Annotated in this window: 5 protein-coding genes; 2 read left to right on the top strand and 3 right to left on the bottom strand. The window is 46.6% G+C overall.

Features of this window, described 5'->3' with window-relative positions:
- Window positions 1-3: 3 nt before the first annotated feature.
- From gltB (HRQ85_RS20220) to gltB (HRQ85_RS20230), 3 genes are all read right to left on the bottom strand, one after another.
- On the bottom strand, window positions 4-4467 hold the full coding sequence (gene gltB / locus HRQ85_RS20220) for a glutamate synthase large subunit (RefSeq protein ID WP_172380463.1): 4464 nt from the start codon (window positions 4465-4467) through the stop codon (window positions 4-6).
- Window positions 4468-4895: 428 nt separating this feature from the next.
- Complete coding sequence (locus tag HRQ85_RS20225; protein WP_172380464.1) at window positions 4896-6365, bottom strand: glutamate synthase subunit beta; 1470 nt, start codon at window positions 6363-6365, stop codon at window positions 4896-4898.
- Window positions 6365-10912, bottom strand: a complete 4548-nt coding sequence (gene gltB, locus HRQ85_RS20230) for a glutamate synthase large subunit (RefSeq protein WP_172380465.1) — start codon at window positions 10910-10912, stop codon at window positions 6365-6367. The genes HRQ85_RS20225 and gltB (HRQ85_RS20230) overlap by 1 nt, the downstream gene beginning before the upstream one ends.
- Before the next feature lie 530 nt (window positions 10913-11442).
- Here gltB (HRQ85_RS20230) and HRQ85_RS20235 point away from each other — a divergent pair.
- Window positions 11443-12396, top strand: a complete 954-nt coding sequence (locus tag HRQ85_RS20235) for a TIGR01212 family radical SAM protein (protein ID WP_017059306.1) — start codon at window positions 11443-11445, stop codon at window positions 12394-12396.
- Window positions 12397-12487: 91 nt separating this feature from the next.
- A complete protein-coding gene (locus HRQ85_RS20240; RefSeq protein WP_065676727.1) occupies window positions 12488-14239 on the top strand; it encodes a sensor domain-containing diguanylate cyclase in 1752 nt (583 codons plus the stop codon).
- Window positions 14240-14288 lie beyond the last annotated feature (49 nt).

Raw genomic sequence — 14288 nt, forward strand, 5'->3', positions numbered from 1 at the left:
CAATTATTGCGCTTGAACACGAAGTTCAGCAGAACTGCGGCTTTGGTGGCCGAGCAGGGTGTTAAGATCCGCCGTCTTTGGCTTCACTAGGTAGAACTTCGGAATCCATTCATCAAAGTTCGCCAGAATCGCTTCAGCGTGTACTGAACCTGTCTCTTCTAAGTGCTCTGCAATCAAACCACGCAGATGTTCTTGGTGGATGTATAGGTCAGACAGAGAAAGTGCCTCAACCGATTCGTTGTTCACACGGCCTTGGAAGTCTTCATTCTTATCCATCACATAAGCAAAACCACCCGTCATACCTGCGCCGAAGTTGACTCCGGTTGCGCCAAGAATCGCCACAATACCGCCCGTCATATACTCACAGGCGTTGTCACCCGCACCTTCAATCACTGCAACCGTACCTGAGTTACGTACGCCAAATCGTTCGCCAGCAGTACCTGCTGCAAATAGCTTGCCTCCGGTTGCGCCATACAAACAGGTGTTACCGATGATGGTCGCTTCGTTACAAACAAATGCAGTGCCTTGGTGAGGCTTGATAACCACCTTACCGCCCGCCATGCCTTTGCCAACATAGTCATTAGCATCGCCCGTAAGGTACAACTCGACGCCACCGGCGTTCCAAACCGCAAAGGATTGGCCTGCAGTACCGTCGAGGTACAACTTAATTGGTGAGCCCGCCATACCTTGATTACCGTAACGCTTTGCTATTTCGCCAGAGACACGAGCGCCAATTGAGCGATCGGTGTTGATCACGTTGTAGTAGAGGCTGGTGGATTGGCGCTTCTCAATTGCATCGAGTGCATCATCAAGGATCTGCTGGTTGAGCTGAGCTTTATCAAATGGTGCGTTTGGCTCGGTCCAAAACAGTGGGTGACCTTCTGGAGATACCGGAGCTTCGAGTATTGAAGAGAGATCAAGTTTGCTCTGTTTCGCGGTGAGGCCTTGAACGGCTTCAAGTAAATCCGTACGACCAATCAGGTCTGTGAGCTTTTCGACGCCAAGTTCTGCAAGGTACTGGCGAACTTCGTCGGCTAGGCCTGTAAAGTAGTTGACTACCATGTCTGGCAGGCCTTTGAAGTATTCACGGCGTAGTGTTTCATCTTGAGTCGCCACACCCGTTGCACAGTTGTTTAGGTGACAAATTCGTAAGAACTTACAACCCATAGCGACCATTGGTGCAGTACCGAAACCAAAGCTTTCAGCACCGAGAATCGCGCCTTTAATCACATCAAGGCCAGTTTTTAAACCACCATCGACTTGCAAGCGGATCTTATGACGTAGGCCATTGGCTACCAGTGCTTGTTGAGTTTCTGCTAGACCAAGCTCCCAAGGACAACCTGCGTATTTTACTGAGGTCAGTGGGCTTGCCGCGGTACCGCCATCGTAGCCAGAAATGGTGATCAGGTCGGCATAGGCTTTTGCTACACCTGTTGCAATCGTGCCTACACCCGGTTCCGATACTAACTTCACTGAAACCAAGGCTTTAGGGTTCACTTGTTTAAGGTCGAAAATCAGCTGCGCTAGATCCTCGATAGAGTAAATATCGTGATGTGGAGGAGGGGAGATCAGTGTCACCCCTTGAACTGAATATCTCAGCTTAGCGATTTCTGCGGTAACTTTATGACCGGGTAGTTGACCGCCTTCTCCTGGCTTCGCACCTTGTGCGACTTTGATTTGAAGAACATCCGCATTGGTTAAGTAATGTGGTGTCACACCAAAACGACCAGACGCAATCTGTTTAATGCGCGAGTTACGGTCGGTACCAAAGCGTCGAGGGTCTTCACCACCTTCGCCAGAGTTTGAGTACCCCCCCAAGCGGTTCATCGCCATTGCTAATGCTTCATGCGCTTCTGGGCTCAAAGCACCGATCGACATTGCCGCAGAGTCGAAGCGTTTAAACAGATCGCTGTTAGGCTCGACTTTCTCGAGTGGTAGAGGCTTATCGGCCTTTTTGAGGCTCATTAAGTCGCGTAACATCGCGGCTGGACGAGCATTTACTTGCTTAGCAAAAGAGAGATAATCCGATGTCTCACCTGTTTTTACTGCAGTTTGCAGAGTGCCAACCACATCAGGGTTATAGGCGTGATATTCGCCGCCGTGTACGTATTTGAGTAAACCACCGTGCTCGATTGGCTTACGCTTAGTCCAGGCTTTACGAGATAAATTATAGATATCTTGCTGGAAATCGCTAAAGCTTGCGCCTTGGATTCGAGTGGTAACTCCGCGGAAACAGAGCTCAACAACATCGGAATGAAGGCCAACGGCTTCGAAAAGCTGTGAACAGCGATAAGAGGCAATGGTTGAAATGCCCATCTTCGACATGATCTTGTACAGACCTTTGTTGATGCCGTTTTGGTAATTTTGCATTGCGGCACGATAGTCTTTATCTAAAGAGCCATCATCCAACATTTTACCTAACGCTTCATAAGCGAGGTATGGGTAAACCGCGGTTGCACCGAAGCCAAGCAGCACAGCAAATTGGTGTGGGTCGCGCGCAGTTGCGGTTTCAACCACTATGTTGGCATCACATCGTAGGTTGTTGTCAGCAAGTCTGGTTTGCACTGCACCGACAGCCATCGCTGCTGGAACTGGCAGTTTCCCTTTTTCTAAACCTTTGTCTGAAAGCACAATTAGCACAGTACCATCACGCACTTCTTGAACCGCACGATCACACAAGTCATTGATGGCTTGTTCGAGATCTTGCTGAGCCGGATCGTAGTGTAGGCTTAGAATCGTGTGACCATAGTGTTTTTGATTTAACTGCAGAAGTTGCTGCATGTCAGAGTAGAGAAGAACGGGCGAATTAAATGTCACACGATAGGCGTGACCATCTGTTTCGCAGAACACATTCATCTCTTTACCGATACTGGTCGCTAAAGACATCACGTGTTTTTCACGCAATGGGTCGATCGGCGGGTTGGTGACCTGTGCAAATTTCTGACGGAAATAATCAGTGATGAGACGCTCTTTAGAAGAGAGTACGGCCATTGGCGTATCATCACCCATCGATCCAACCGCTTCTTGTCCCATATCACCGAGCACACGTAGTACTTGGTCTGATTCTTCGTTGCTCATCGCAAACTGTTTTTGGTAGGTCTTGAGCGTGTCATCATCAAAGCTGCGCTTACCGACTTGCTCATCGGGCAGATCGGAAAACGGTGTGAGTTTGTGAACGTTCTTTTCCATCCACTCTTTATAAGGGTGGCGACCTTTAAGGTCATTGTCGATCTCGTTAGATTGCCACAATTTACCGCGGCGCGTATCTATGACGAGCAATTCACCAGGGCCGACACGACCTTTTTCTGCAACTTCATCCGGTGCGTAATTCCAGATACCGACTTCAGATGCTAGCGTGATTAAGTTGTCTTTGGTAATCACATAACGCGCAGGACGCAGGCCATTTCTATCTAGGTTACACGCAGCGTAACGACCATCAGAAAGAACGATACCAGCAGGGCCATCCCACGGTTCCATGTGCTTGGAGTTGAAGTCGTAGAATGCACGCAGATCTGGGTCCATGTCTGGGTGATTTTGCCAAGCAGGCGGAACAAGCATGCGCATCGCTCGGAACACATCCATACCACCGGCAAGGAACAGGTCGAGCATGTTATCTAGGCTTGATGAATCCGAGCCTGTCTCATTCACAAAGGGTGCTGCGGTTTGTAAGTCTGGCAGCAACGGCGAAGAGAATTTATAGGCACGAGCCTTAGCCCACTGACGGTTACCTTCGATGGTATTGATCTCACCATTGTGCGCTAAATAGCGGAATGGTTGAGCCAATGGCCAACGTGGTTGAGTATTGGTTGAGAAACGCTGGTGGAACAGACATATCGCCGATTCCATACGTAAGTCAGCAAGATCGAGGTAAAATCGCGGAAGATCGGCCGGCATACACAGACCTTTGTAAACCATGACTTGAGTCGAAAGGCTACAAATATAGAAATCTTTGTCTTCGGTGATCTGTTTTTCAATTCTGCGACGAGCAATATAAAGGCGTCGTTCAATATCGCGTTCACGCCAACCAGCAGGGGCAGAGATAAAGACTTGCTGAATATTGGGAACGGAATCTTTGGCAATCGGGCCTAATACGTCGGTGTTGGTCGGCACTACGCGCCAACCTGCAACCGTTAAGGTCTCTTGAGCAAGCTCTTTATTGACGATGTCTTGCGCGGTTCGCGCTTTGATTGGATCTTGGCTGAAGAAAATCATGCCGACAGCGTATTGCTTGCCGAGCTTGAAGTTACTCTCTTCTGCAATAATTCTGAGATAAGAGTCAGGCTTCTGTAGTAATAAGCCACAGCCATCCCCGGTTTTACCATCCGCAGCGATACCACCACGGTGTGTCATGCGATCGAGGGCTGAAATAGCAGTTCTTACCAACTTATGACTAGGTTGGCCTTCCATTTGCGCTATTAAACCAAATCCACAGTTGTCTTTTTCAAGACTAGGATCATATAGAGCCATTGCAATTCTCCCTTTTGCTTCTCTGTCATCCAGACAGTAAATGACTAACTATTCATATACTTGTTGTTTTTTATAAACTGATAGTTTGCTTTAGCCAGTTAAAACGTTATTGGTTGTGTTAACAAAACCGATTGATTTTATTTTCATCAGCTTTACAACGTATAGCTAATTGTGTTTAAGGTCAAGTTCATGGTTAATTATCATGCATAAACGCGATTAGCCACTTAATAATCTAAAATAGTCGATGGATATCAATGAGATAAATAAGATGGATGTTAACGAGATTTAACATATACAACAGGGTGATTTTGAAAACGACAAATGCCAGGTAGAAAAAAGGCTAGCATCGAGTGCTAGCCAAATATAAAAGTTAGGAAGGGTGTTGCTTTTCCTCTAGGCTAACGTCATTGACGCTAGCCTGAGAAATATTATGCGGAAAGCATGAGTGAATCAGCTTTCGCTTCTAAGTTTGAGTTACCCATTAAGAAGTCATCAATGGCAATTGCACATTCACGACCTTCATTAATACAACGTACAACTAGAGATTGACCAGTACGCATATCACCAGCAGCGAAAACGCCTTTCTGGTTCGTTGCAAAACCTTCAGAAGCGACGTTACCGCGCTCGTCCAGTTTAATGTCTAGTTGAGCAAGCACGCCAGTTGGCTCCGGGTGTAAGAAGCCCATTGCTAGGAATGCCATGTCACAAGGAATAACACGTTCAGAGTTCGCTACTTCATCAAAGCCTGGACGCTCACCTGGTTTCGCATCTTGCCAAACGATGTCAGCAATACGTAGACCCGTCACTTGACCTTGCTCGTTACCGATGAACTCTTTGGTTAAGATGTTCCAGTGACGCTCACAACCTTCTTCGTGAGAAGTAGTGGTTTTCATGATCATTGGGTATTGAGGCCAAGGCATGTTTGCAGGGCGCTTCTCTGGTGGGATCGGCATGATCTCAACCTGAGTAATGCTTGCTGCTTTATGACGGTTTGATGTGCCCACACAGTCAGAACCCGTATCACCACCACCGATAACCACAATGTGTTTATCTTTAGCGTGAAGCTCTTCTGTTTTAAGGTCTAAGTCGTTAGCACGGCGGTTGTTTTGACCAAGGAATTCCATGGCAAAGTGAACGCCTTTCAGCTCACGACCTGGGATTGGTAAATCACGTGGAACCGTAGAACCACCTGTTAGCAATACCACATCAAACTCTTGGCGTAGCTGTTGAGCATTAACATCAACACCGATGTGTTGGTTTACTTTAAACTCAACGCCAGCTTCAGCCATTAGGTTGATCTTACGATCAATCACGTCCATACCCAGTTTGAAATCTGGGATACCGAAGCGAAGTAGACCACCGACTTTCTCGTCACGTTCAAATACCGTTACCGAGTGACCAGCGCTGTTTAGTTGCTCAGCTGCGGCTAGGCCTGCAGGGCCTGAACCGATAACTGCGACAGTTTTACCTGTACGAGAGCGTGGTGTTTTAGGTTTTGCGTACCCTTCACGGTACGCAGTTTCTACAATCGTTTTCTCGATATTACAGATAGTGATTGGGTCTTGGTTGATACCAAGAACACAGGCACTTTCACAAGGAGCAGGACAAACACGACCTGTAAACTCAGGGAAGTTATTGGTAGAGCTTAGAATGTTCCAAGCCTCTTCCCAGCTGTCACGGTAAACCGCATCATTGAATTCTGGGATGATGTTACCAATCGGACAGCCGTTGTGACAGAAAGGTACGCCACAGTCCATACAACGAGAGGCTTGAGTATTGATCCTTTCACCAAACTCTTCGTTGAGTACGAACTCTTTGTTGTCTTCAATTCGAACTGACGGGTCAAGCTTCTTTGGAAGCTCACGACCGTGTTCTAAAAATCCAGTAGGCTTACCCATTATACTGCCTCCACTTCTTCCGTTTGTGCCTGTTGTGCTTCAGCTTTACGCTTTTCAAGAACCGCTTTGTAGTCGCGTGGCATTACTTTAACTAGCGATGCAACACTTGCTTCAAAGTTGTCTAGGAAAGACTGAGCAACTTCACTTCCTGTGAATTCAACATGCTTAGTTAGCATATCTAGTAGAAGAACTTTATCTTCTTGTTCAATTGGATCTAGGTCTACAAGTTCAGAGTTAAGCTTGGTTTCGAAATCACCCGCTTTATCCCAAACATAAGCCACACCGCCACTCATACCAGCAGCAAAGTTACGACCCGTTGAGCCAAGGATAATTGCGACACCGCCAGTCATGTATTCACAACCGTGGTCACCAACGCCTTCAACAACAACCTTCGCACCAGAGTTACGAACACAGAAACGTTCGCCAGCCATACCGCGAATGAAAGACTCACCTGAAGTCGCACCGTAGAAACATACGTTACCTACCACGATGTTGTCTTCAGCAACGATAGTCGATTTCGCATCTGGGTACAGTACCAACGTACCGCCAGACAGACCTTTACCCCAGTAATCGTTCGCGTCACCTTCTACTTCGAACTTAACGCCTTTCGCAAGGAACGCACCGAAAGATTGGCCAGCACTACCGTGGAACTTAACGTTCATTGGTTGTGGTAAACCTTGGTCTTTGTAAACCTTCGAGATTTCGTTCGACAGCATGGTACCAGCAGAGCGGTCCGTGTTGATGATAGGGAAGCTCGCATTCACAGCTTCGCCTTTCTCAAGAGCTGGAATCGCAGCCTGAATCAACTTGCGGTCTAGAACGTCTTCTAGGTTGTGGTTTTGTTGTGTCTGGTTGTAGATACCATCTTCTTCACGTGCCTGCTCAATATGCAGTACAGGTGTTAGGTCTAGGTTTTTGTACTTCCAGTGACCGATGTCATCACGAACTTTAAGTTTGTGCGATTGACCCACCATCTCATCGATAGAGCGGAAGCCAAGTTCAGCCATTACTTCACGCAGACCTTCAGCCATGTATTGGAAGAAAGTGACTACGTCTTCTACGCGGCCGTCGAAACGTTCACGCAGGGTCTTGTTCTGTGTTGCGATACCAACAGGACATGTATTCTTGTGACACTTACGCATCATGATACAGCCTTCAACAACCAATGCTGCTGTTGCTACGCCCCATTCTTCAGCGCCAAGTAACGTTGCTACTGCAAGGTCACGTGGTGTTTTCATCTGACCATCAGACTGAACAACGATACGGTTACGTAGGCCGTTTTTCAGTAGTGTTTGGTGCGTTTCTGCTAGACCCAGTTCCCAAGGCAGACCAGTGTGACGGATAGAAGACATTGGAGATGCACCCGTACCACCATCAAAACCTGCGATAAGTACCACGTCAGCTTTCGCTTTCGCTACACCCGATGCAATCGTACCTACGCCAGCTTCTGATACTAGCTTCACGTTTACACGGCCATTACGGTTCGCGTTTTTCAGATCGTAGATCAGCTGAGCCAAATCTTCGATTGAGTAGATATCGTGGTGTGGCGGTGGCGAGATAAGACCTACGCCCGGAGTCGAGTGACGCGTTGCGCCGATCCAGTCATCAACCTTATCACCAGGTAGTTGACCACCTTCGCCCGGTTTCGCACCTTGAGCCATCTTGATTTGTAGCTCATCAGCGTTAGACAGGTAGTAAGACGTTACACCAAAGCGACCAGAAGCCACCTGTTTGATTGCTGAACGTTCCCAGTCACCGTTTTCTTTGCGTTCGAAACGTGCTGGATCTTCACCACCTTCACCTGAGTTTGATTTCGCGCCAATGCGGTTCATTGCAACAGCCAGTGTTGAGTGAGCCTCATGTGAGATTGAACCAAAGCTCATTGCACCCGTTGCGAAACGCTTAAGGATTTTCTCAATAGGTTCTACTTCTGCTAGAGGAATAGAGCCTGCAGGGTTCTTGATGAAGTCCAGTTGGCTACGTAGCGTTGCTGCGTTGTCGCCTTGGTCATCAACTGCTTTTGCGTACTTCTTGAACTGACCGTAATCTTTGTTACGTGTCGATTCTTGAAGTAGAGAAATCGTTTCAGGGTTGAATAGGTGCTTCTCGCCACGTTGTTTCCATTGGTAAACACCACCAACATCAAGGATCTGAGCTGGGATTTCACGAGCTGGGTAACCAACACGGTGACGAACCAGTACTTCTCGTGCGATATCGTCGATCGTTAGACCTTGGATACGAGAAACAGTACCTGTGAAGTATTTTTCAACCACTGATTTGCTAACACCAAGTGCTTCAAAGATTTGTGCACCGTGGTAAGACTGCAGCGTAGAGATCCCCATCTTAGAGAAGATCTTAAGTAGACCGCCGTTAACACCTTTACGGTAGTTATCGAATAACTCACGTGGGTGTACGTTTGGATCTAGCTTCTTCGTACGTTGCAGTTCAACAATCGTTTCAATAACTAGGTATGGGTTAACTGCGTTCGCACCGTAACCGATAAGCGTTGCAAAGTGGTGTGTCTCACGAGCGTCGCCCGTTTCAACCACGATGTCACACTTAGCACGTAGACCTTTACGGATTAGGTGGTGGTGAACTGCGCCAACAGCCAGCATTGCTGGAATAGCGGCATGGTTAGAGTTAACCGCACGGTCTGTCAGTAGGATGATAGAGTAGCCATCAATCACTGCGTCTTCTGCGTATTGGCAGATACGCTTAAGTGCGCGCTCTAACTTACCTTGGTCGCCATTTGCTTGGAATACGATGTCCAGCGTCTTCGCTTGAAGGTGCTCGTTATCGATTGCACGCAGTTTTTCTAACTCAGAGTTAGACAGTACTGGAGACTCAAGCTCTACTTTTTGACAGTGCTCAGGTGTTTCAGCAAGTAGGTTCTGATCCTTACCTAGGTAAGTGTTCAGAGACATAACCATGCGCTCACGAATCGGGTCGATCGGCGGGTTGGTTACTTGTGCAAACAACTGTTTGAAGTAGTTTGAAAGGTGCTGCGATTGGTGAGAAAGAATCGCTAGCGGCCAGTCAGCACCCATTGCAGAAAGTGGCTCGTAGCCTGTTTTTGCAAGAGGTAGAATGATTTCGTTTACTTCTTCAGAGCTCACGCCAAACGATTGTTGTTTGTGTAGTAGTTTCTCTGGAGAAGGTTGGCTAAATTCGTTGCTCGCATCTGGTAGCTTTTTCAAGCTCAGAAGGTTCTCTTCAACCCACTTTTCGTAAGGTTGTGCTTTAGCAATGCTGTCTTTCACTTCTTCATCAGAAATGATGCGGCCTTGCTCAAGGTCAGCAACAAAAATACGACCTGGTTGCAGACGACCACGGTACTCAACGTTTTCAGGTGCAATCTCAACAACACCAGACTCAGACGCCATGACTAGGAAGTCGTCTTTAGTTACTGTGTAGCGAGAAGGACGCAGACCATTACGGTCCAGTGTTGCACCTACTTGAACACCATCGGTGAAACATACTGATGCTGGGCCATCCCATGGTTCCATAACGTTCGCGTGGTACTGGTAGAACGCACGACGAGTTGGATCCATATTTTTGTTTTCTTGCCATGCTTCCGGGATCATCATCATCAACGCGTGTGGAAGAGTACGACCTGAAAGAACAAGTAGCTCAAGCGCCATATCGAAGTTTGATGAATCCGAACTACCTTCCTGACAGATAGGAAGCAGCATGTCGATTTCAGCTTGTGTAAACAGATCCGATTCTAGGATTGCTTCACGTGCTTTCATCCAGTTCAGGTTGCCGCGAACCGTATTGATTTCGCCATTATGCGCGATGTAACGGAAAGGCTGAGCTAGACGCCAACGTGGGAATGTATTGGTAGAGAAGCGAGAGTGTACCAGTGCTAGAGCTGTCACCATGGTTGGGTTTTGCAGGTCTAGGAAGTACTGAGGAACTTGTTCAGTTGTTAGCTGACCTTTGTACACCAATGTCTTGTAAGACATAGAGTTGATGTAGAAGTCATCACCGATATTTGAAACGCTTTCTAGGCATACACGAACCGTGTAGTTACGTAGAACATACAGTTTACGCTCAAGCTCTTCTGGTGTGATACCAGGGCCGCCAGAAATAAATACGTGTTCAAATTGAGGTTCAGTGCTTAGTGGGTCAGCACCAATCATTGAATTGTCAGTTGGAAGTTCACGGTAACCGATAACTTCTAACTCAAGGCGTTGTGCATTGCGTTCTAGAATGTCACGACACTGTGCACGTTTGTGTTCATCTTTAGGGAAAAGTACAACACCAACACCATATTTTTCAAAAGATGGCAGCTTAATTCCAAGCTTTACGGCTTCTTCTAGTAAGAATTCGTGCGGCTTCTGTAGCAGGATACCTGCACCATCACCAGAACACGGATCGCAGCCTTGGCCGCCACGGTGTTCCATACGTGCAAGCATATCGAGTGCTTGAGTTACTACATCATGAGATTTGCGATTCTTTAGATGCGCAACAAAACCGATACCACAAGCGTCATGCTCCAATTCAGGAGTATACAGACCCTGTGAGTTCTGCTCTTGATCTACCATAGATACATCCTTCCAGTTAAATCTAGGCGCAACTTATTTGTATAAAGTCAGCCTTGTCCTTTTATATTTATGGGTCTAAACCTGCCTATGCTGGCGGTTTGAATCCTTTCCGTATCTCGCAGGAAAAGTATTGCGAGAAAAACAATCCTTAGTGATACCTGTTTATTTTTAACCACAAACTAGTGGTTTATATAGGTGGGAGTTAGATATCACCGACTTATTAGCAAGTTTTCGTTGTAAGTAAATACTCAAAAATAGCCAATATGTGTAAGTATCCTACAATTTTGTCTAGGCGAATTGCAATGAAAGTTGACCCATGTAGACCATTTTTTTCGTTTTATTTTGAATTTAATGCCTAACAAATGTGCAACATTAGGCAAATAGAGCCGATTTTTTGCATGTTTATTGATATTTGTTAGGTTGCTCGCAAAAAGCCTTGAGTAAACTAATTGGTCGAATTTTGCAGGGATGTAATTTTTTTTCAAAAAAAGACTGATATTCATTCTTATTTACTTGAGTGCTTTGAAAATATGCAATTACACGAGTTGGTCAATACTATCGGCCAAGACCTTCAACGCCGCTATGGCGAGAAGGTTCACAAGCTGACGCTTCATGGTGGTTTCAGCTGCCCAAACCGAGACGGGACAATTGGCCGTGGAGGTTGCACGTTTTGTAACGTGGCTTCCTTTGCCGATGAACAAACTCAAATTCAAAGTATTGCTGACCAGCTAAAAGATCGTGCGGGTGAGATTGCTCGTGCCAAGAAGTACCTGGCTTACTTTCAGGCGTACACCAGCACTTATGCTGAGGTGCAAGTGCTCAAGAATATGTATGAAGAGGCGCTAAAAGCACCCGGTGCAGAGATCGTCGGCCTTTGTGTTGGTACGCGACCAGACTGTGTGCCTGATGCGGTGTTGGATCTGTTAGCGGGCTACGTTAAACAAGGCTATGAGATTTGGCTCGAGCTCGGCCTGCAAACCGCCAATGATAAAACCCTCAAGCGAATTAACCGCGGCCACGATTTTGCGGTGTATGAAACGATCACCCAACGCGCACGCGCTTTAGGTATCAAGGTGTGTACTCACCTGATTGTTGGTCTACCAAAAGAAACTAAAGCGGATAACCTTGAAACCTTAGATAAGGTATTAGCCGTTGGCACCGATGGTATTAAGCTTCACGGCCTTCATATAGTAGAGGGCAGTACCATGGCTAAGGCGTGGAAGGCAGGAAAGCTAGAAGCACCAAGCCTTGAAGAGTACATTGATATCGCGAGTGAGATCATTCAACGCACGCCTGCGGACGTGGTTTATCACCGTGTTTCTTCAGCGGCGAGACGCCCAACGTTGCTTTCTCCTTTATGGTGTGAGAATCGCTGGTTAGCGATGACTGAAATAGGTCGTTCGCTCGATAAAACCGGTGCTCAAGGCATCAAAACGGGCTCTGCATTCGAGTACACGTTGCCTGTTTTAAACGCAGCCAATTAATAGAAATGGGTGACTGTAGGTAACAGCAGATAAAACCAACAAATAGTGGTAACATTTCCCTCACAGATTTTATGGTATAGATTGAGAGTAAATGGAACTGGTAATGACTTGGTTGTGGGACAGGGCGTATGGCTACGGTATTTATATCGTTGTTGTATTGCTGATTGCTCTCATCTGCTGGCATCTCTATTCTCGTTATCAGTCGCATATCGAAACGCTTCTACTTGCTACCCCGTCGCCACTCTACTTTGTTGATGTTCGAAGTGGCGAAATACTTTATGCCAATCGCCAAGCCATGCAGTTGCTCGGTATCCGCCAAATCGGTGTTAATTTTCGCTTTCCTACTGTGGAAAGCGAGAACAGCTTTCGTCACTACTTAACCAACCACATCAACTCTCGAGCCTTCGAACAGGTCTCCCTGTGGGCGCTTTCTGAATTTGAGTCGTTCAAGATCAACTTGATCGGTCGTAAGATCCATTTTAGAAATAAGCAGGCTTGGATGATTCACGCCTCACCTTATAAAAACACTAACGAAGAACTGTCCCAAGAAGTTCGAGAACTGAATGTTGCTCGTACCGCTTTGGATTCTTTGTCTGAGCTGATCTACGTGAAAGATCAGAAAGGTCAGTTAGTGACGAGTAATCGCTCGTTTAAAAAGTTTTGGCATGGTCGTGCTGAAGAGGGCACCCTGAGTGTTTCTGGTGGAGTATTAAAAGGTCGTGTAAGTGAACGCTCTTGGACTACAGATCAAGATGGAAAAAGCTGCTTGCTTGAAACCTACCAAAGTGTCTTGCTCTCACAAGACGGATCAACCATAGGTACGCTCTCTATTAGCCATGATGTGACCGATTGGCATGACATGCAGCAGAAGCTGCGTGGCGAAATGGAGAAGCGAAAAGATACCGAAGTGGCACTTGCGCAGCGTGACACCATCTTGCAAAACATCCTGGAGGCCAGCCCAGACTCGATTGGTATCTTTAATGAAAACATGGTTTATCAAGCGTGTAATAAACCATTTGTGGCTGCGCTGGGTATCTCTGAAGTCAGTGACTTGATCGGTAAGCGTTTACAAGATGTGGTGCCACATAGCATCTATACGCGAATATCAGAAACCGATCATCAAGTGCTTCATCAAAGTAAATCGCTGCGTTATATCGACAAAGTGGTCTCAAGTGATGGAGCATTTACTTGGTATGATGTAGTCAAATCACCGTTTAGAGATCCAGCATCGAGCACTAATGGTGTGTTGATCATGGCGCGTGATATTACAGAGCGTTATCTAGCAGAACAAAAGCTTGAAGAAGCCAACCTTGAACTTGAACGCCTCAGCTTTATGGATAGCCTGACTAAAGTTTCTAACCGACGTCGTTTCGATGAACAGCTCTCTACACTGTGGCATTATCATGTGCGTGATAAGCTGCCACTGACGATCATGCTATGTGATATCGACTTCTTTAAAGGCTACAACGACTTTTACGGACACCAACAAGGCGATGATGCTTTGATTCAGGTTTCTCAGGCATTTAAGCAGGTGTTGAATCGTTCATCTGATTGTGTGGCTCGTTATGGTGGTGAAGAGTTCGGCTTTATTCTGCCAAATACAACGACCGAAGGTGCTCAGCTGGTGGCGCAGCGTATTCATGACGAAGTCCTAAAATTGGAACTTGCGCATGAGAAGTCGACAGTCTCTGAATTCATCACGGTGAGTATTGGTATTATCTCTTACATTCCTACACCTGATGATGAAATGGAATCGGCTGTTGCCTTGGCTGATAGTGCGTTGTATCAAGCGAAATCAGACGGTCGCAACCGTTCAATGGTGCATCCATACTCAATTCGCTAACGCTATAAAATTGGCAATTTGATTATCCCCGGCTATTTTTGCTTAGTTA

Source organism: Vibrio sp. Vb339 (genome assembly GCF_902751245.1).
Classification (GTDB): Bacteria; Pseudomonadota; Gammaproteobacteria; order Enterobacterales; family Vibrionaceae; genus Vibrio; species Vibrio coralliirubri.